Here is an 18,582-nt window from a genome sequence, read left to right as displayed (position 1 = left end):
GTCCTGCGGCCCGCGCCGCCGACCGGGTGTCCACGCGTCAGCGACTCTTCTCGACGACGTCCTTCAACTGGCGCAGGCCTCGCTCGAAGTCTTTGCCGACCATCTTGTCCATGCTGAAGATCTTGCCGAACAGCTTCATCAGCCCGTTCTGCTCACCGCGCATCTGCCACACGATCTCGGTGCCGGCCGCCACCGGCGTGATCGTGAAGGTCACCTGATTGGTGGCCTTGAACGGCTTGAGGAAGGTCAGCTCCACGTCGACCCGCTCCGGGGTCGAGGCGGTGATCCGCATGCTTCCCGAACCGGCCTTCCGGTTTCCACGCCAGGCGTAGGTCGCCCCGACTCCGGAGTCGGGGCCGGAGTGTTCGCGATCCATCGCCGGGTCCATCTCCTCCCACGGCGACCAGGCGGGCCACCGGTGGAAGTCGTTGATCAACGGATAGATCTGGTCCGGGTCGGCCAGTACCGTGATGCTGCGCTCAACGAGGAATGACATGCTGTGAATCCTAGTGGCTCCGACCGGGATCGGAGCGCCCCGAAATCAGCAGGAGTACCGCGTGCGCCGGGCAGTGATCTTCGTGATGATCGGGATCGCTTCCGTGCAACTCGGCGCAACGATCGCCAAGCACCTCTTCGACCGCGCCGAACCGGCCACGCTGGTGCTCTTCCGGCTCGCCACCAGCGCCGTCCTGCTCGGCATCGTGGTGCGCCCCTCGCTCCGCGGGCGAAGCCGCGCCGACTGGTGGGTGGTGTTCGGCTACGCGACCAGCCTGGCGGTGATGAACTGGTCGATCTACCAGTCGTTCGCCCGGATCCCGCTGGGCCTCGCGGTGACCATCGAGTTCGTCGGACCGCTCTCGGTGGCCCTCCTCGCCTCCCGCCGAGCCCGCGACCTGCTCTGGGTCGGGCTGGCCGCGGCCGGGGTGGTCCTGCTCGGCTTCGACAGCTCCGGGATCAACCTCGCCGGCGTCGGGTTCGCGCTGCTCGCCGGTGCCGCCTGGGCCGCCTACATCCTGCTGAGCGCAGGTACTGGACGGCGCTGGCCCGGGTTGGACGGGCTCACCGTGGCCAGCATCATCGCCACCGTCTGGCTGCTGCCGATCGCGCTGCCGTCCGGCGACCCGGCACTCGTGGACCCGCAGATCATCGCCGTCGGTGTCGCGGTCGGCCTGCTCAGCTCGGTGATCCCCTACAGCCTGGAACTGGCCGCGCTGCGGACTCTGGCTCCGGCCACCTTCGGCATCCTGATGAGCTTGGAGCCGGCCGCTGCCGCGCTCGCCGCGCTGGTTGTCCTGGACGAACAATTGACCGGGCTCCAGTGGCTCGCTCTGGCCTGCATCGTGGCCGCCTCGATCGGAGTGACCGCCGCCGCCAGCCGCGGGTTCACACAATCGTCATCTGGAGTTGACGCCGCAGTAGTGCCTGAACCGTAGGTTGGTGAACACCCCACCACCTCTCCCCCGGGACGGTCGCCATGAAGCACCTCCGCCTCCCCCTCACCCTGGTCCACTCCTGGGCCGTCGCCTCCCAGCATCGCGCCCGCCGCAACGCCATGGTCGCTGCCACCGACCTGACCGCTCGCCGCGCCGAGATGCTCGACGTCCAGGAGTTCATCGTCGCCGCGACCCAGCGTCGAGCGCTGGCCGCGCACGCCTGATCGAGCGTCGGCAGGTACGAATCGCGGTTGGTGCGGCAGAATTGCCTCATGACCGCCGCGTCCGTACCCGCCGAGCCGATCAGCGTCATCCCGGCTCCTGCCGACCTGATCGAGCCCTTCTTCTACGACGTCGTCTCCGCTGACGGCACCGTGTTGAAGGCCTGGACGAACGACCCTGACTGTCTGATCGACGGCCCCACCGTGCTGCTGTGCAACGGCCTGGGCACGAATGCCTGGACCATGCCGGCGTTCCTGGAGCCCGACTGCAAGGTGCGGGTGATCTCGTTCAACCACCGCGGTGTCGGCGGCTCCGCACGCCCCAGCGATCCCGACCGGGTGGGCGTGGAGGAGTTCGCCGAGGACGCCCTCGCCGTCCTCGACGCGGCCGGGCTGGAACACGCGGTCTTCATGGGCTGGTCGATCGGCGTGAACACCATGTTCGAGGTGGCCGTCCAGCACCCTGAACGGGTCGACGGGCTCTTCGCGATGGCCGGCGTGCCCGGCAACACCTTCGGCACGATGCTCGAGCCGCTGCTGATCCCCGCCGCCCTCGCGCGGATCGTCTCGGTCAACGTCTCGCGAGCATTGAAGCGGACCGGCAAGCTGATCTCACCGATCAGCACCCGGCTGCCGATGGGCCCACGAACCATCTCGGCCCTGAGCCACACCGGTTTCATGTTCCCGCTGCCCGATCCCGAGCTCGCCCAGCGCGCACTCAAGGAGTTCGTCAGCACACCCGTCGACTGGTACTTCCACCTGGCGGTCCGGACCTCGACCCATAAGCGGGTCTCGTTGAGCGGCATCGACGTGCCGGCGATGTTCGTCGCCGGGAAGTGGGACCTGCTGGCCGGTCCGCGCGCAATGCGCGGCGCGGCGTCGCGGATGAAGGAGGCCACCTACGTGGAGCTCAACGGTTCGCACTTCATCGGCATGGAGCAGCCCGACGCCGTCCACGAGCTGCTGCTGGAGTTCTTGGCTAGTGGGGTGGGTCGGTGGTCCTGCGATGGTTGACGTGCTTGGGGTGCGTGCATCGCAAGGCGGAGGCCCGTCGAGTGTTCGACAACGCGGCGAGGTGCGTGCCCCAAGTGCGCCAACCGCTCAGGATCGCTGGCCCACGCCGCTAGCCTCGACTGACATGAGCGCCCGACGAGCCGGCCTGCAGTGGTCCCTCCCGATCCTGATGTCGGCGAGCCTGTTGGTCGCCTGCAGTTCTGACGACGAGCCCTCCAGTACCCCGCGCTACACCCAGCCCAGCGACGCCGCCAGCGAAGAGGCACCCAGCGATCGGCCGACGTCGAGCGGCAGTTCAGCGGACGCCGACCCGCGGGTGGTGCGCACCGTCGCCACCGACCTGGCCGCGCCCTGGGGCCTGGCCTTCCTGCCCGACGGGACCGCGATCGTCACCGAGCGGGACACCCGCCGGGTGCTGGCGATCAAGGGCGGCACAACCCGTGAGATCGCCGTCCTGGGGTCGTTGCCGCAGACCGGCGAGGCGGGGCTGCTCGGCGTCGCCGTCTCCCCCGACTTCGCCCAGGACCGGCTGCTCTTCTTCTACCTCACCACCGACTCCGACAACCGGATCGTGCGCGCCACCTTCGACGGCCGTTCCCTGGGCCAGCCCGAGCCGATCCTGACCGGCATCCCGCGGGGCTTCACCCATGACGGCGGCAGGTTGGCGTTCGGCCCCGACGGCGCGCTCTACGCCTCGACCGGCGAGACCGGTGACACCGCGTTGTCACAGGACCGGTCCTCGCTCGGTGGGAAGATCCTGCGGATCGACACCGACGGCAACCCGGCCCCGGGCAATCCGGACCCGACCTCCCCGATCTGGACGCTGGGTCACCGCAATGTGCAGGGGCTGGCCTTCGACGACCAGGATCGGCTCTGGGCCAGCGAGTTCGGGGCTCAGGACTTCGATGAGCTCAACCTGATCGAGGCCGGGGGCAACTACGGCTGGCCGAAGTTCGAGGGCAAGGGCGGCACCGCCGTGTTCACCGACCCGCAGGTCACCTGGCGCACCGATGAGGCCTCTCCCTCGGGCCTGGCCTACCTCGACGGCAGGCTCTGGATGGCCTCCCTGCGCGGCGAGCGGCTCTGGTCGGTCCGCGTCGTCGACGGCAAGGCAAGCGATCCCCAGTCCTACTTCGTCGGGAAGTACGGGCGGTTGCGGACCGTCGTCGTGGCCCCGGACGGCGACCTGTGGGTGACCACGTCGAACCGCGACACCCGTGGCACCCCGGGCCCCAAGGACGATCAGATCCTGGTGGTCAGGCCGTAGCCACGCCAGCGGTGTGGTCCCAGGCGAGCGCCGCACCCTCCACCGCCGCTACCCACACCCGTTCCCGCTCCTCCAGGCTGCCGGCTCCGGGCAGCAGCAGGACAACGGCGTGCCCCATCGTGCCCGCCGCGAGCAACACCTGTTCGACCTGCTCGCTGGCCAACTGCTGAAGGTCGAGAGCCGCGACATCCTCGCGACACAAGGCGATCACGTCGGGATCGGTGGTGGCGAGCGCCGCGATCAGGACGTCGGCTGAGCCCAGCATCCTGGTCGCGCGCACCGTCAACAGATCGGCCGGTCCCGGCCCCGCGCCGACGAAGTGGATGGTCATCGCCGCGACCCTATCGCCCAGGTTGCGCGAACACATCTTGCGCTCACCGTGAGGCCAGCATCCTGTTCCTGCCCTCCGACGACTCTCCCGACCGGATCGTCGCCGTCACCCAGCACCTGCCACGCAGACCGTCACGGTGACCGCACTCGCCGCCTACGGCGCACCCGGCGTGCGCCACACCTCGGTCCGCCCGGTCGTGCTCGACCGGCACGGCGTGGTGCTCCGCCTCGAGGGGGCCGACGCCAGCCCCCTCGACGTGCGTCTCGCCTTCGCCCGCACGGAGCGCTGCGGATGCGACCTGGAGGCCGCCATGATCGAGCGGATCGAGCGCGCCGCGCGCCAACACGGACGGCGAGGGCCTGAGCTGCGCCGGCTGAGCCGCCGCGCCCTTCTGCCTGACCTATGCTCGGCCGCATGCTCGGAGCCGACGACCCTCTCCCGCTCCGGCCCCGCCGCATCCTGGTCGCCGGCGTCAGCGGGAGCGGCAAGACCACCCTGGCCGGCCGGATCGCCGACGCCGTCGGCTCGCCCCATACCGAGATCGACGCCCTGTTCCACGGTCCCGACTGGACCCCGCGCCCCGAGTTCCTGGACGACGTCGCCGCACTGATCGCCCAGCCCGCCTGGGTGACCGAGTGGCAGTACACCGCTGTTCGCGCGGTGCTGGCGGCCGAGGCAGAGCTGCTGATCTGGCTCGACCTGCCGTTCCGGGTCACCCTGTGGCGAGTGGTGCGGCGCACCGTGCGTCGCTCGCGACGCCGCGAGGTGCTGTGGAACGGCAATGTCGAGCCGCCGCTGCACAGCATGCTGACCGACCGCGACCACATCATCCGGTGGGCGATCCGGACCCGCCGCAAGTACCCGGCGCTGGTCGCCCAGACAGCCGCCGCCAACCCGGGCCTCGTGGTGGTCCGGCTGTGTTCTCAGCGCGAGGTCGAGACCTGGTTGCGGGCGCTCGCCTCGTCGGCGTCCAGGTAGACCGTGCTGCCGAGGGCCACGAACTCTCCGGCCTTCCGCTGCATCGCCTCCGCCACCTCGGCACCGTCGAGGGCCGAGCCTCCACTGCCGAACCGGTCACGGACGTCCTGGCTGATCCGCATCGAGCAGAACTTCGGCCCACACATCGAGCAGAAGTGCGCGGTCTTCGCGTTCTCCGCCGGGAGTGTCTCGTCGTGGAAGAACTCGGCCGTGTGCGGGTCCAAGGACAACGCGAACTGGTCGCGCCACCGGAACTCGAAACGGGCCTTGGAGAGCTCGTCGTCCCAGGCCCGGGCGCCTGGGTGTCCCTTGGCGATATCCGCGGCGTGCGCGGAGAGCTTGTAGGTGATCACCCCGGTCTTGACGTCGTCGCAGTTCGGCAGGCCGAGGTGTTCCTTCGGCGTCACATAACAGAGCATCGCGGTGCCGTGCATGGCGATGGTCGCAGCACCGATCGCCGAGGTGATGTGGTCGTAGCCCGGCGCGATGTCGGTGGCCAACGGGCCCAACGTGTAGAACGGCGCACCGTTGCACCAGTCCTGTTGTAGGACGACGTTCTCCTCCACCAGGTTGAGCGGCACATGACCCGGTCCTTCCACCATCACCTGGACGTCGTAGGCCCAGGCCCGCTCGGTGAGTTCGGCGAGGGTACGCAGCTCGGAGAGTTGGGCTTCGTCGTTGGCGTCCGCGGTGCAGCCCGGACGCAACCCGTCGCCCAGACTGAAGCTGACGTCGTAGCGCGCGAAGATCTCGCACAGCTCGTCGAAGTGCGTGTACAGGAAGTTCTCCTGGTGATGGGCCAGACACCAGCCCGCCATGATCGAGCCGCCACGGGAGACGATGCCGGTGATCCGATCGGCGGTCAGCGGTACGTAGCGCAACAGCACACCGGCATGGATCGTCATGTAGTCGACGCCCTGCTCACACTGCTCGATCACGGTGTCGCGGAAGATCTCCCAGGTCAGGTCGTCGGCCTTCCCGTTCACCTTCTCCAGCGCCTGGTAGATGGGCACGGTGCCGATCGGCACCGGCGAGTTACGGATGATCCACTCCCGGGTGGTGTGGATGTCGTCCCCCGTGGAGAGGTCCATCACCGTGTCCGCGCCCCAGGTGATCGCCCAGGTGAGCTTGTCGACCTCTTCGCTGATCGACGACGTCACCGCGCTGTTGCCGATGTTCGCGTTCACCTTCACCAGGAAGCGGCGTCCGATGATCATCGGCTCCGCCTCCGGATGGTTGACGTTCAGCGGAATGATCGCGCGACCTGCGGCGACCTCGCTGCGCACCAGCTCGACGTCACAGCCCTCCCGGAGCGCGACGAACTCCATCTCGGGTGTGATCCGACCAGCCCTGGCGTAGTGCATCTGGGTGACCGTGCTGCCCTCGCGGGCACGCAGCGGCGCGCCCCGCTCTCCCTCCCACCGCTGCTGCGCTTCACGGCGGAGCGCACCCCGGCCGTCGTCGAGCGGGGACGGCGGCCTGCCCTCGTAGTTCTCGGTGTCGCCACGCTCGGCGATCCAACCGTCGCGCAGTTTCGTCAACCCCTGTTCAGGTTCGCTGCCCGGGCCTGCCGTCGTGTAGCGGTCGAAGTGGTCACCGTTGGTGAGGGCGACTCGGGTGTACGGAACCTGGAGGTCGGCGCGGCTGCCCGCCAGGTAGCGCCGGCTATGGGACTCGTGGACGTTCATCGGGTGCTCCTCAATTCGTTGACATGGGCGATCGGCCCGCGTCCGCGCCCGAGCCTCCAGGCGCTACCGCGAGCCAGTTGGGTGGTGGTGAAGCCAGCGGCCATCTCCGCGGCCGACTCCAGTTCGTGGCCATGGGCCAGCAGCGCCGCGACGGCGGCACTGAAGGTGCAGCCGGTGCCGTGATCGTTGGTGGTGGCGAGGGTCGAATGCTGGAGGCGCTGCACGGTGCCGTCCGGCAGAGCCAGCCAGTCGGTACAGGTGTCGGCAACGTCTCCGGGACGCCATTCGGGGCCTCCGGTCAACAGAACTCCGCAGCCGTGACCCGCCAACCGCTTGGCGAGCTCGGCCGGCTGGGCCCGGCCACCAGCGGCGTCGGCCCCCGCCAGAGCCGCAGCCTCCGTCAGGTTGGGCGTGACGACGGTGGCCACCGGCAGCAGCGACCTCAGGTAGGCGTCCCGCACGGCTTTTCCACCGAGCACGGCACCGCTGGTAGCGACCAGGACGGGATCGACGACCAGGGGCAGCCCGGCGCATCGCTCGGCGACGAGCCGGACGGCCTCGGCGGAACCCAACATGCCGGTCTTCACCGCCGCCACCGGAAGGTCGTCGAGGACGGCGGAGAGTTGCGCCGAGACCACCTCCAGAGGAACGGGATGGATCGCGTCGACCCCCAACGTGTGTTGGGCGGTGACCGCCGTGACCACGCAGGCGCCATGCACTCCGAGCGCGGCGAAGGTGGTGAGGTCGGCCGCGGTGCCGGCGGCGCCACCGGAGTCGGTGCCGGCGACACTGAGCACGACCGGAGGCGTCGTCATCGGCACTCCTCGACGAGTCGACCAACGACCGCGCCGGGGTCGACGGCACGCATCACCGCCCCCATCACCGCGACGCCGTGGGCGCCGGCCGCTCGGAGTGCCCGGGCGTTCGCCACCTCGACCCCACCGAGCGCGAGCACCGGAATCTCGTGGCCGGCAAGGGCGGACCAGTCCAACGGACGCCGCCCCGGCTTGCTCAACGACGGCGCGACCGGCGAGAGCGTGGCCCACGAAGCACCAGCACGGGCCGCCGCACCCACCTGGTCCGGGCGGTGGCAGGAACGCCCCCAGGCCAGCCCCTCGGTGCGGCCGCGCACCGGGTACGAACCGTCCGGATCGGGAAGGTGCACACCGGCCACCCCTGGCACTGCACGATGAGCGCTCCAGAGGGTCAGACCCTCGCTCCGTAAGCGCTCTGCCAGCCTTTCGCGGTCCGCGTCGGCAAGATCGAGCTCGCGCACCAAGACGTGGGTCAGACCAGCCTCAGCGCATCGCGCCAGATGGTCGACCAACTCGACGTCCACCGGCAACTGATGCCGGTCGGTGAGCACGACCAGGCGAGGAACACTCATCCGATCCGCCCCACCATCGGGCTGGATGCGCGAGCGCCTGCCCGCCGGGGAATTCGGCCCGCGGTGGCCGCTGCCTCACCGGCCACCACCGCCCAGCGCAACGCCTTCGCCATCAGCACCGGGTCCGCGGCACGGGTGACCGCGGTCGCGGCCAGGACCGCATCGCAGCCCAGCTCGATAGCGCGGGCCGCATCCGAGGCGGTGCCGATCCCGGCGTCCAACACGACCGGGATGTCGACGGCGGCGATCACCGCTTCGATCGCGTGCGGGTTGAGTACCCCGAGACCAGAGCCGATGGGTGCCCCGAGCGGCATGACCGCTGCGCAGCCGACGTCGGCGAGGCGACGCGCGAGGACCGGATCGTCAGTCGTGTAAGGCAGGACGGTGAAGCCGTCGCGGACGAGCTGCTCGGCGGCGTCCAGCAGCTCGACGACGTCCGGCATCAGACTGTTCTCGTCGCCGATCACCTCCAGCTTGACCCACGAGGTGTCCAGCGCTTCGCGGGCCAGCTGGGCGGTCAGTACGGCCTCACGGGCCGAAAGACAGCCCGCGGTGTTCGGCAGGATCGCCACGTCGTGACGCCGTAGCGTCGCCAGCAGTCCGGTCTCGGCCTGACTGCCCTGGCGCCGCATGCTGACCGTCACCAGAGCGGGCTGGGCGGCCGCAAGCATCGGCTCCAGCAAGGCGGAATTGGGCAGGCCGCCGGTGCCGAGGAAGAGTCGGGAGGCGAAGGCCCTGCCCGCGATCTCGAGACTCATCCGCCCTGCACCGCCGTCACGATCTCGACGACGTCTCCAGGTGCGAGCACGGTGCTGCGATACCGAATGCGCGGCACCACCATCCCGTTATGGGCAACGGCGCTCCCGGCCTGCTCCGGGCGGTGCCGGGCGACGAGATCGCCCAGCGTCCACCCCTGGGGCAGGGACTCGTCGACTCCGTTCACGGTGATCCTCATGGCTCTCTCCTGTCGGTAGGACGTGGGGTATTCGTTTCAGGCGTCGGCGCGGATCGCGCAACCACGGCGCGCCGGGGATCGAAGAGCTCCTCGACGCGGCCCGTCGCCAGGTGCTGCGCAACGAGCCGGGCCACAAGTGGCGCCAGCAGGACGCCGTGGCGGTGCAGCCCGGCAGCCAGCACGACCTGGCCGTACTCCCGGCCCCCGGCCCAGGGCGGCGGGCCGACCAGCGGCAGATTGTCGACTGCCGCCGGCCGATCTCGGGCGGCCGCTTCCAAGAAGACCGCCCGGTCCAGAGCCGGAACCAGCTCACGGGCGCCCTGCAGCAGCCGAAGCACACCCCCGGCACTGACCTCGGCGGGCGCGTCGTGCTCCTCGCTGGTCGCGCCGACCACCACATCGCCATCCGGGCGTGGAACCACGTAGACGGGTTCGCCGCGGACCCAGCCACGCAGGGTGTGCCCCGGAGGTGACCCCAGCCTGAGCCGAAGGATCTCGCCACGCACCGGCCGGACCAGGCCACGCCAGGGCTCCGGCAACTGGGCCCCGGTCGCGATCACCGTCACCTCAGGCGCACCTCCGGATGGCGTCGCGGCGACCGGGATCCGACGGCGTAACGCCGCGACCACCGCCCGTGGATCGACCGCCGGTTCATCCGGCAGCCACAGCGCAGCGCTGACCCGTGGTCCGACCTCGGCTTCGAGACGTCGCAGCTCGGCACGGGTCAGCAACTGCGGCACCTCACCCAGCTCGCTGAGCAGACTGGCGTGCCGCTCCACCTGCTGGACGTCGCCCGCGTCGCAGCCGACCACCAAGGTGCCATGGCGGTCGAGACGGACGCCGAGGCGGGCTGCGAGCTCCGGCCACAACGCCAAGCTCGCCCGCCCCTGAGCAAGCAGCTCCGGTTCGTCGTGCCACACCTCACCGGCCGGCGTCAGCATGCCAGCGGCCGCGAACGAGGCCCCCGATCCGGGAGCAGGATCGACCACCTCGACCCGATGTCCCTCGGCGAGTAGCGCCTCGGCCACGCTGAGCCCGACGATCCCGGCGCCGAGCACCCTGACCGCGCTCACCGGGCGGCGTCCACCAGCTCCTTCGCGGCCAGGACCGGATCAGGTTGTCGCCAGATCGAGCCGATCACCGCAACGCCGTGGGCTCCGGCGGCCCGGGCCCGGGTCGCCAGCGCCGCGTCGATCCCGCCGATAGCGATCAACGGCAGCACTCCGACAGCGCTGGTGATCGCCGGACAACCGAGAGGTTCCGGCAAACCCTGCTTGGATCCACTCACCGCGATCGGCCCGAACCCGGCATAGTCGGCACCGAGCGCCGACGCCCGGTCGACGTCGTCACGGCTCCGGCAGGTGGCTCCGATCACCAGCTCCGGCGCCTGCTCGCGGGCGCGGTCGATCGGCAGGTCCTCGCGGCCGAGGTGGACGCCGTGCGCCTGGGCCGCCACCGCGACGCCGAGCCGGTCGTTGATGACGACCATGCTGCGATCACCGACGAAGGAAAGCACCCGGTCGACCAGATACCTCAACGACCAGTCGGGAAGCTCCTTGTCACGCACCTGGAACCCGGCAACACCGACGTCGGCCAACTCCGGAAGCAACGCGAGATCGTCGCGTCCTGAGACCAGACAGAAGAGTCGTGGCAGGGGTGGAGCAATGCGGAAGGCGCTCATGTTGTTCCTTGCTTCCTTCGCCGGAATTACCCGGAGCAGGTTCAACGGTCAGAGCAGCTTCAGCTCCATCTCAGCCCACTGCTGTGGGCACCCGTGCTGGATGCAAGGAGGCTAACACCAACCCGAGCTCGGACTACACCACCTGTCCAGAACCGAAGCCAGCAAGGAGATTGCGGCCTCAGCGGAGCCGTTTACGCCGCGGAGTAGGCATCGGTTTGCGGGTCACCGTGACCGCGCCCATCAACGCGAAGCCCTTGACCCGCACCACCGGCGACATCGCATCCAAGCTCGCCTCGACCCGATCGCGGCTCTGGCTGAAGTCACCCATGATCCCGATGCCGTCGACGATCACCTTGGTCTGCGCGTTCACGATGATGTCGATCCCGCCCATGATCGTGCAGGCGGTGATCTCTACCTGCTGGCTGGCGAAGACCGCCTGCCGCAGGTCCAAGTCGACACCACCCATCAGCGCGAAGGCGTTGTGGGTGGCGCCGATCTCCCACACGCCCTTACGGGCTTGGCCGCCCATGATCGTGACCGAGGTGTCGAAGCGTGAGACAGCCGACGTCTCCGTGGGCTGGACCGGCTGCACCGAGGCTGCCTCCAACACCTCCGGAAGCCGCGGAGGCTGCTCCGGTAGGTCGGCCAGGATCGGCGGCAGGTCGGCATAGACCTTGGCCGCGTACGCGGCGTCCAACCGCTCGTCGAGCTCGTCCAGATCGAGCCGTCCCTCACCCGCAGCCCGCCGCAACACTTCGGCGACCTGGTGCCGATCGGCGTCCGAGATCCGCCACTGGCTCGGGTCAGGCTGCTGGGGCTCGTCACGAGATGGCTCCATGTCCCGAGCCTAACCGTCGTCCGGCCCCCGCTCGGGCAGCTCATCCAGTAGCCGGCCGGGCCCGGCGTGGTCAGCCGAGTGCGGCTTCGGGTTCGGCGCTGAGCAGGCGGACGACCGCCGCCGCGGCGGAGCGGCCCGCCCGGTTCGCTCCGATCGTGCTGGCCGAGGGGCCGTATCCGACGAGTTGCACCCGCGGGTCCAGCGCTGTCTGCGTGGGGGTCTGCCCTGCACCCGGCGTGCCGACCAACTGGATCCCGCCCTCGGGAGAGCGCAGGTGAAGAGGCGCCAGATGGCCGAGCGCAGCGCGGAAACCGGTCGCCCACAGGATCACGTCGACCTGCTCGTAGGAGCCGTCCGCCCACCGGACGCCGTCCTCCTCGATCGAGGCGAACATCGGCTTCCGCCGTCGATAGGCACCCAGCTCCTGGGCGCGCCGCTCCTGGGGCCGAAGTGCGAGCCCGGTGACGCTGACGACGCTCTGCGGAGCGAGACCTTGCAGAACCCGCTCCTGGACCATCTGCACGGCCTGGTAGCCGGCCTCGCCATCGAACTCCTCGCGCCAGACCGGCTCCCGCCTGGTCACCCAGAGGGTCTCGGTGATCGGCGCAAGTGCTCCGATGAACTGGACGGCGCTAGCGCCCCCGCCGACGATCAGCACCCGCTTGCCCCGGAAGTGGTCGGGGCCCGGATAGCCCGCCGTGTGCAGTTGCTCGCCCCGGAAGAGCTCGTGGCCGGGGTAGTGCGGGATGAAGGGGCGGGTCCAGGTCCCGGTGGCGTTGACCAGAGTGCGGGTCAGCCAGCTCCGCTCACCGGCCCGCACCTGCAACAGGTCGCCTACCGACGTCACCGAATCGACGCGGACCGGCCGTTGCACGTCGAGCCGATGCGCCTGCTCGTAGGCCGCGAAGTAGTCCGGAACCGCCCGGTTGGCGCGAGCGGCGCCCCGAGGCGGTGCGGCCGCCTCGGGGAGATCGGCAACGCCGTGGACGTCGTCCATGGTGAGCGCGTCCCAGCGATGTTGCCAGGCTCCGCCGGGAGCCTCGTCGGCGTCCAGGATCACGGTGCGGACCCCGCGGCGCAGCAGATGATGGGCAGCCGACAGGCCGGCTTGACCGGCACCAATCACCAACGATTCCCAAGGCTCCACGCCGATTCCAACACCGATGCCCCGGTAGGTATGCCCGACGCGGTGTGAGCCGGGTTGCCCGAAGTCGGCCCGCCGGGCGCATCCGCACCGACCCGCGGCCCATCGACGGGGCGATTCGGCGTACCCTGAGTTCTCGTGAGCAACGCTGCATCCGGACCCGAGTTCCGCTACTCAGACCTTCTGCCGACCCAGGGCTCGAACGGCGCCGACGAGACGCCGTACCGCCTGATCACCACCGAGGGCGTGGAATCTTTCGAGGTTCCGCAGGCCGACGGCAGTACGCAGACCTTCCTCCGGGTCTCCCCCGAGGCGATCCAGCGGCTCACCACCGAGGCGATGCACGACATCAGCCACTTCCTGCGCCCCGGCCACCTGGCCCAGCTGCGCAAGATCATCGACGACCCCGAGGCGAGCGGCAACGACCGCTTCGTGGCGCTCGACCTGCTCAAGAACGTCAACATCTCGGCCGGTGGCGTGCTGCCGATGTGCCAGGACACCGGCACCGCGATCGTGATGGGCAAGAAGTCCGAGGGTGTGCTGACCGGCGCCGACGACGGTGAGGCGATCAGCAAGGGTGTCTACGACGCCTACACGAAGCTGAACCTTCGCTACAGCCAGCTCGCGCCGCTGACCACCTACGAGGAGAAGAACACCGGCACCAACCTGCCTGCGCAGATCGAGATCTACTCGACGCCGCAGACCAGCGGGAAGCCCGAGTACAAGTTCCTCTTCATGGCCAAGGGCGGCGGTAGCGCCAACAAGTCGTTCCTCTTCCAGGAGACCAAGGCCGTCCTCAACCCCAAGCGGATGCTGGAGTTCCTCGACGAGAGGATCCGCTCGCTCGGTACCGCGGCCTGCCCGCCGTACCACCTGGCGATCGTGATCGGCGGAACCAGCGCCGAGTACGCGATGAAGACTGCCAAGTACGCCTCGGCGCACTACCTCGACGACCTCCCGACCGAGGGTTCGATGAGCGCCCACGGTTTCCGCGACCTCGAGCTGGAGGAAGAGGTCTTCAAGCTGACCCAGTCCTTCGGCATCGGCGCCCAGTTCGGCGGCAAGTACTTCTGCCACGACGTCCGCGTGGTCCGTCTCCCCCGTCACGGCGCGTCCTGCCCGGTCGCGATCGCGGTCTCCTGCTCGGCAGACCGCCAGGCCCTGGGCAAGATCACCCCGGACGGCGTCTTCCTCGAGCAACTCGAGACCGACCCGGCCCAGTACATGCCGGAGGCCGGTATCGCCGACGACATCGCCGGCGGCGAGGTCGTCAAGATCGACCTCAACCAGCCGATGTCGGAGATCCTCGCCGAGCTCTCCAAGTACCCGGTGAAGACCCGCCTCTCGCTGACCGGCCCACTGGTGGTGGCTCGCGACATCGCTCACGCCAAGATCAAGGAACGCCTTGACGCCGGCGAAGAGATGCCCGAGTACCTGAAGAACCACCCGGTCTACTACGCCGGCCCGGCGAAGACCCCCGAAGGCATGGCGTCCGGTTCCTTCGGCCCGACGACGGCCGGCCGGATGGACTCCTACGTCGAGCAGTTCCAGGCTGCCGGCGGCTCGATGGTGATGCTGGCCAAGGGCAACCGGTCCAAGCAGGTGACCGATGCCTGCGGTACCCACGGCGGTTTCTACCTCGGCTCGATCGGTGGCCCGGCCGCCCGTCTGGCGTTGGACTGCATCAAGTCCCAAGAGGTCATCGAGTACCCCGAGCTCGGCATGGAAGCGGTCTGGAAGATCGAGGTCGAGGACTTCCCGGCCTTCATCGTGGTCGACGACAAGGGCAACGACTTCTTCACCGACCCCTCCGGCGCGGTCACCGTTCCGATCACCGGCATCCGAGTCCGCTCCCAGGAGCGCTGACCCGGTGGCGGGAGAAGCGCCCCGACGCCGGGTGATCAAGGGGCTCGACGCCGACCAGCGTCGCGAACTCCGGCGCCAGGCGCTTCTCGACTCCGCCCTGGACCTCTTCGCCCGTCAGGGATACGCGGCGACGACGATCGAGCAACTGTGTCAGCACGCCTATGTGGCGACGAAGAGCTTCTACGAGGTCTTCGAGAGCCGTGAGGCCTGCTACCACCAGTTGCTGATCCAGGTCACGCAGCGTTCCTTCGCGGCAGCCTTCGCCTCCCGTGAGGGGGCGGAGCAGACCGAAGAGGCGATCAGCCGGGCCCTCCTGTCCAGCCTCGCCGGCAGTTTCGGCAACGACATCCGTACCGCCCGGGTGACCTTCGGCGAGGGGGCCGCCACCTCGGTCGCCGTCGAGCGGATCCGTCGGGAGAATCGGCGGACGATCGCGGCCTACATCGAGTCGATCTGGGCGGAGTTCGACGTCCCCGGAGTCCTCCCGGGCCTCTCCACCGGCCTGGTCGGTGGCCTCCTCGACATCATCGCCGACTGGAGCCACAGCCAGTCGATCGATCTGGACCCGGCGGAGAGCTCGGCCCAGGTCGAGGCGCTCAGCCGGCGGTTGACCGTCTTCTACGGAACCCTGCGGGCCGGGATGGGTGTGGACACGCCCGTCTCCACCCGCCGCTGACGCGACCGGTTCCGCTCTCGGTGCGGCCCGGGCGCACGGCCGTGACGATCTTGGAAAAGATTCCTTGTTCACAACCTGAGATCATGTTGTACTGAGTCCGACCTTGATCCTCGGGGGAGGAACGACATGAAGCTCAAGCATCTCGCCGGCGCCATCGCCGTCTGGCTGGGGATGGTCGGCGCCACCGTCGCCATCACACCGGCTCAGGCCCACAGCGCCGCACCGCCGTCGTCCGGTATCAACAACTGGAACTGCAAGCCGAGCGCCGCACATCCCGAACCCGTCGTGCTCGTGCACGGCATGGGTGCCAACGCCCCGGTCAACTTCGCTACCCTGGCGCCGGCCATCGCAGCCGACGACAACTGCGTCTTCATGGAGACCTACGGCACGATCTGGCTCGGCCCGGCGATCGGCGGACTCGACTCGATGCGGACCAGTGCGGCCACGCTGGCCAGGTTCGTCGACCGGGTCCGTGCCGCCACCGGCGCTGCCAAGGTGAACATCGTCGGACACTCCGAAGGCACCACCGTCCCGGCGTACTACCTCAAGTTCCTCGGCGGCGACACCGCCGTCAAGAAGTTCATCGGCTTCGGCTCCAACTTCGCCGGCACCACGCTCTACGGCCTCGGGCCTCTCGCCGTCGCCCTCGGCTTCGACGACGCCCTCAACTCCGGCGGATGCGGTGCCTGCAAGGAGTTCCTACCTGGCTCGGATTTCCTCGAGGACCTCAACGCCGGCGGCGTCACCGTCGCTGGACCGCAGTACACCAGCATCATCAGCACCTACGACACCGTCGTTGTGCCCTACACCAGCGGGCGTCTGGCACCGGCTCCGAACGTCAAGAACATCGTGCTCCAGCAGGCCTGCGGGCTCGACTTCTCCGGACACCTCGGCCTCGCCGTCGATCCGAACGTCGCGTCCCTGGTACTCCGCGAACTGGACCCGAGCAACCGGCTCCGCTGCGTTCCCTACTGGGCCCTGGGCCTCTAGTCGCCCCTGAGACCGCCTCGGTGAGGCAGACCCGCCGGTAGGTGTCGAACCCGTCGTAACGGGGGGACGGGACCGACGCCTACCGGCACCCGATCAGGATGCGTGGGGCTGTATCCCACCACGGCAACCCCTGCCGCTCCCATGGCCCCACGCATCCGCCACCGACACGAACGCCGATCTGGCCACGCCTGCTTGCCCGGCTGGGAAAGAATCAAGACGTGGCCCCACTTTCGCTCCCTTCGCACCTGCCGCGCAGCGTCGGCGCACGTCCAGCCCCGGATGCCCATACGGCGTCCGCCCAGTTCCGTGACGGTGCCTTCCACAACTCCGAACCGGCCTCGTTGCTCGCGGAGGAGAGCCGCTTCCGGCTCGCCCGCGACTTCGCCCGCAAGGGCCGCTCCGGCAAGCCGTCAGCACCGATCCCTCTGGTGACGCCGTCGATCATCAAGGGCGCCGCACCGTGCTCCGCGACCTGGCTCGGCCATGCCACGGTGTTGCTAGAAGTGGATGGCCACTGGGTCCTTGCCGATCCGGTCTGGAGCAGCCGGGTCTCCCCGTTCACCTCCCTCGGCCCCAAGCGCCACCACCCGGTTCCGCTCGCTCTGGCGGGGCTGCCGGAACTGAGTGCCGTGGTGATCTCCCACGACCACTACGACCACCTCGATCTCCGCACGGTGGAGTGGTTGACCCAGAACCAGACGATGCCCTTCGTCGTCCCCCTCGGCATCGGCGCTCATCTACGCGCCTGGAACGTCCCGGAGGATCGGATCGTCGAGCTGGACTGGGAGGGCAGCTTCACCACCGCCGACCTCACCATCACCTGCACCGAGGCGCGCCACTTCTCCGGCCGCTGGCTGCGCAACAACACCTCGCTGTGGTCGTCCTGGGTGATCGCCGGCCCCACGCATCGCACCTTCTTCGGCGGCGACACCGGTTACTCCCGCGCCTTCGCCGGGATCGGCGAGCGACACGGCCCCTTCGACCTGACCATCCTCCCGATCGGCGCCTACGACCACCGCTGGCCCGACATCCACATGGACCCGCGCGAAGCCCTGCTCAGCCACCGCGACCTCCACGGCGGCGTGCTCCTGCCGATCCACTGGGCCACCTTCGACCTCGCCTTCCATCCCTGGGCCGAACCCGTCGAACGGCTCACCGCCGAAGCAGCCGAGGTCACCCTCGCCCTCCCCCGCCCCGGCGAGCGGTTCGACGTCACCGGCGCGCTCCCCAGCAGCCCCTGGTGGCGCCCCTGATCCACAGCACCGACGACGCCCTCCCCCCAACTGTCGGAGGGCCGCCCTAGCGTCTGTCTCCCTCAACCACACCCAACAAGGAGGAAGACAATGACCACCACTTCACGCCCCACCTGGCAGCACGACGACTGCCCGACCTGGTGCATCAGCGAACACGCCGAGCACGACACCGTCGCGGACCGGGTCCACGACAGTTCCGGCAGCTACCTCACCGTGGTCGCCGAAGATCCGGTCCAGCACACCGAGGACGAGGTCCTCGTCTTCCTGGCCACCTTCCGCAAGGTCGGTAGCACCGAGGACTGGATCCACCTCTCCACCCCGGACGACGGCCAGATGAGCCTGACCCTCTCCCTCGAGAGCGCCGCACGACTCAGCCGGGTCCTGACCGAACGGGTCGCCATCGCCCGCTCCTCGATGACAGCCGCAGGTGCCCGCTGATGGCCACCGCTAAGTTGGGCCTCAACGCCCATCGTCGGCCTTGGGCAGCGACGGTAGATTTCGGACAACGCCCGATGAAGGAGATTCCCCATGCAGTGCCCCACCGACGGCGCGACGCTCGTGATGAGCGAACGCAGCGGCATCGAGATCGACTACTGCCCGACCTGTCGTGGAGTCTGGTTGGACCGCGGCGAACTCGACAAGATCATCGAGCGTTCGCTCAGCCAGGGTGGCCCAGCCGCGCCGGCCCCTGCCGCGTCGGCCCAGCCGCAGTACCAGCAGCCGCGCACGGAGCAGCCCCGCTACGACTCCGATCGCTACGACCGGGATCAGAGTCGTGGCTACGACAAGGGCTACTACAAGAAGCGCCGCAAGGAGAGCTGGCTCTCCGAGCTGTTCGACTGACGCCCGGGTGAGTAGTC

22 protein-coding genes and 1 riboswitch are annotated in these 18,582 nt (G+C 69.1%); of the genes, 11 read left to right on the top strand and 11 right to left on the bottom strand.

What is annotated here, in order from left to right:
- Positions 1 to 37: 37 nt before the first annotated feature.
- A complete protein-coding gene (locus tag ACLM5J_RS06540; protein ID WP_413655267.1) occupies positions 38 to 496 on the bottom strand; it encodes an SRPBCC family protein in 459 nt (152 codons plus the stop codon).
- A 61-nt stretch (positions 497 to 557) separates the two neighbouring features.
- Here ACLM5J_RS06540 and ACLM5J_RS06535 point away from each other — a divergent pair, with 61 nt between their 5' ends.
- The 4 genes from ACLM5J_RS06535 (at position 558) to ACLM5J_RS06520 (ending at position 3,935) form a co-directional block, all read left to right on the top strand.
- Positions 558 to 1,433, top strand: coding sequence for an EamA family transporter (locus tag ACLM5J_RS06535; protein ID WP_413655266.1), 876 nt, complete (start codon positions 558 to 560; stop codon positions 1,431 to 1,433).
- Positions 1,434 to 1,474: 41 nt separating this feature from the next.
- Positions 1,475 to 1,657, top strand: a complete 183-nt coding sequence (locus ACLM5J_RS06530) for a hypothetical protein (protein WP_413655264.1) — start codon at positions 1,475 to 1,477, stop codon at positions 1,655 to 1,657.
- A gap of 48 nt (positions 1,658 to 1,705) precedes the next feature.
- The gene (locus ACLM5J_RS06525; RefSeq protein WP_413655263.1) at positions 1,706 to 2,668 is read left to right on the top strand and encodes an alpha/beta fold hydrolase; all 963 of its coding nucleotides are present in this window, start codon (positions 1,706 to 1,708) and stop codon (positions 2,666 to 2,668) included.
- 124 nt (positions 2,669 to 2,792) lie between these two features.
- Positions 2,793 to 3,935, top strand: a complete 1,143-nt coding sequence (locus ACLM5J_RS06520; protein ID WP_413655261.1) for a PQQ-dependent sugar dehydrogenase — start codon at positions 2,793 to 2,795, stop codon at positions 3,933 to 3,935.
- Here ACLM5J_RS06520 and ACLM5J_RS06515 read toward each other — a convergent pair.
- Complete coding sequence (locus ACLM5J_RS06515) at positions 3,925 to 4,266, bottom strand: SAM-dependent methyltransferase (RefSeq protein ID WP_413655260.1); 342 nt, start codon at positions 4,264 to 4,266, stop codon at positions 3,925 to 3,927. The two genes, ACLM5J_RS06520 and ACLM5J_RS06515, sit on opposite strands and share 11 nt — an antisense overlap.
- A 414-nt stretch (positions 4,267 to 4,680) precedes the next feature.
- On the opposite strand from ACLM5J_RS06515, the gene ACLM5J_RS06510 reads away from it, so the two are divergent.
- Positions 4,681 to 5,244: an AAA family ATPase gene (locus ACLM5J_RS06510; RefSeq protein ID WP_413655259.1), complete on the top strand. Its 564-nt coding sequence runs from the start codon at positions 4,681 to 4,683 to the stop codon at positions 5,242 to 5,244.
- On the opposite strand, the gene thiC is transcribed toward ACLM5J_RS06510, so the two are convergent.
- The 9 genes from thiC to ACLM5J_RS06465 all read right to left on the bottom strand — a co-directional run bounded on the left by thiC (position 5,190) and on the right by ACLM5J_RS06465 (position 12,940).
- Complete coding sequence (gene thiC / locus ACLM5J_RS06505) at positions 5,190 to 6,932, bottom strand: phosphomethylpyrimidine synthase ThiC (RefSeq protein ID WP_413655258.1); 1,743 nt, start codon at positions 6,930 to 6,932, stop codon at positions 5,190 to 5,192. The genes ACLM5J_RS06510 and thiC overlap by 55 nt on opposite strands.
- A complete protein-coding gene (gene thiD, locus ACLM5J_RS06500; protein WP_413655257.1) occupies positions 6,929 to 7,747 on the bottom strand; it encodes a bifunctional hydroxymethylpyrimidine kinase/phosphomethylpyrimidine kinase in 819 nt (272 codons plus the stop codon). The genes thiC and thiD overlap by 4 nt, the downstream gene beginning before the upstream one ends.
- Positions 7,744 to 8,319 carry a thiamine phosphate synthase gene (locus tag ACLM5J_RS06495; protein WP_413655256.1) on the bottom strand — a complete coding sequence of 192 codons (576 nt, stop codon included), beginning with the start codon at positions 8,317 to 8,319 and terminating at the stop codon, positions 7,744 to 7,746. The genes thiD and ACLM5J_RS06495 overlap by 4 nt, the downstream gene beginning before the upstream one ends.
- The gene (locus ACLM5J_RS06490) at positions 8,316 to 9,077 is read right to left on the bottom strand and encodes a thiazole synthase (RefSeq protein WP_413655255.1); all 762 of its coding nucleotides are present in this window, start codon (positions 9,075 to 9,077) and stop codon (positions 8,316 to 8,318) included. The genes ACLM5J_RS06495 and ACLM5J_RS06490 overlap by 4 nt, the downstream gene beginning before the upstream one ends.
- The gene (thiS, locus tag ACLM5J_RS06485) at positions 9,074 to 9,274 is read right to left on the bottom strand and encodes a sulfur carrier protein ThiS (RefSeq protein ID WP_413655254.1); all 201 of its coding nucleotides are present in this window, start codon (positions 9,272 to 9,274) and stop codon (positions 9,074 to 9,076) included. The genes ACLM5J_RS06490 and thiS overlap by 4 nt, the downstream gene beginning before the upstream one ends.
- Entirely contained in the window at positions 9,271 to 10,347 is a 1,077-nt protein-coding gene (locus ACLM5J_RS06480; RefSeq protein WP_413655253.1) for an FAD-dependent oxidoreductase, read from the bottom strand. Before ACLM5J_RS06480 ends, thiS begins: the two co-directional genes overlap by 4 nt.
- Entirely contained in the window at positions 10,344 to 10,955 is a 612-nt protein-coding gene (locus ACLM5J_RS06475; RefSeq protein WP_413655252.1) for a thiamine phosphate synthase, read from the bottom strand. The genes ACLM5J_RS06480 and ACLM5J_RS06475 overlap by 4 nt, the downstream gene beginning before the upstream one ends.
- Positions 10,951 to 11,060, bottom strand: a riboswitch (TPP riboswitch). It overlaps the preceding gene by 5 nt.
- Before the next feature lie 73 nt (positions 11,061 to 11,133).
- Positions 11,134 to 11,793 carry a DUF1707 SHOCT-like domain-containing protein gene (locus ACLM5J_RS06470; protein WP_413655251.1) on the bottom strand — a complete coding sequence of 220 codons (660 nt, stop codon included), beginning with the start codon at positions 11,791 to 11,793 and terminating at the stop codon, positions 11,134 to 11,136.
- A gap of 70 nt (positions 11,794 to 11,863) precedes the next feature.
- Positions 11,864 to 12,940: an FAD-dependent oxidoreductase gene (locus ACLM5J_RS06465; RefSeq protein WP_413655250.1), complete on the bottom strand. Its 1,077-nt coding sequence runs from the start codon at positions 12,938 to 12,940 to the stop codon at positions 11,864 to 11,866.
- Between the two features lie 135 nt (positions 12,941 to 13,075).
- Between ACLM5J_RS06465 and ACLM5J_RS06460 the strand changes: the two genes are divergently transcribed.
- The 6 genes from ACLM5J_RS06460 to ACLM5J_RS06435 all read left to right on the top strand — a co-directional run bounded on the left by ACLM5J_RS06460 (position 13,076) and on the right by ACLM5J_RS06435 (position 18,565).
- Positions 13,076 to 14,803: a fumarate hydratase gene (locus ACLM5J_RS06460; protein WP_413655249.1), complete on the top strand. Its 1,728-nt coding sequence runs from the start codon at positions 13,076 to 13,078 to the stop codon at positions 14,801 to 14,803.
- Between the two features lie 4 nt (positions 14,804 to 14,807).
- Complete coding sequence (locus ACLM5J_RS06455) at positions 14,808 to 15,479, top strand: TetR/AcrR family transcriptional regulator (RefSeq protein ID WP_413655248.1); 672 nt, start codon at positions 14,808 to 14,810, stop codon at positions 15,477 to 15,479.
- A gap of 126 nt (positions 15,480 to 15,605) precedes the next feature.
- On the top strand, positions 15,606 to 16,469 hold the full coding sequence (locus ACLM5J_RS06450; RefSeq protein WP_413655247.1) for an esterase/lipase family protein: 864 nt from the start codon (positions 15,606 to 15,608) through the stop codon (positions 16,467 to 16,469).
- Between the two features lie 218 nt (positions 16,470 to 16,687).
- Positions 16,688 to 17,722 carry an MBL fold metallo-hydrolase gene (locus ACLM5J_RS06445; RefSeq protein ID WP_413655246.1) on the top strand — a complete coding sequence of 345 codons (1,035 nt, stop codon included), beginning with the start codon at positions 16,688 to 16,690 and terminating at the stop codon, positions 17,720 to 17,722.
- Positions 17,723 to 17,812: 90 nt separating this feature from the next.
- Complete coding sequence (locus tag ACLM5J_RS06440; RefSeq protein WP_413655245.1) at positions 17,813 to 18,160, top strand: DUF6907 domain-containing protein; 348 nt, start codon at positions 17,813 to 17,815, stop codon at positions 18,158 to 18,160.
- A 90-nt stretch (positions 18,161 to 18,250) separates the two neighbouring features.
- On the top strand, positions 18,251 to 18,565 hold the full coding sequence (locus ACLM5J_RS06435) for a zf-TFIIB domain-containing protein (protein ID WP_413655244.1): 315 nt from the start codon (positions 18,251 to 18,253) through the stop codon (positions 18,563 to 18,565).
- Positions 18,566 to 18,582 lie beyond the last annotated feature (17 nt).

Origin of the sequence: Nocardioides sp. Bht2, from assembly GCF_047308515.1 — a bacterium.
In the GTDB taxonomy this organism is placed as follows: Bacteria; Actinomycetota; Actinomycetes; order Propionibacteriales; family Nocardioidaceae; genus Nocardioides.
The sequence above is the reverse complement of the archived record's forward strand: the minus strand, read 5'-3'. Positions and strand labels throughout refer to the sequence as shown.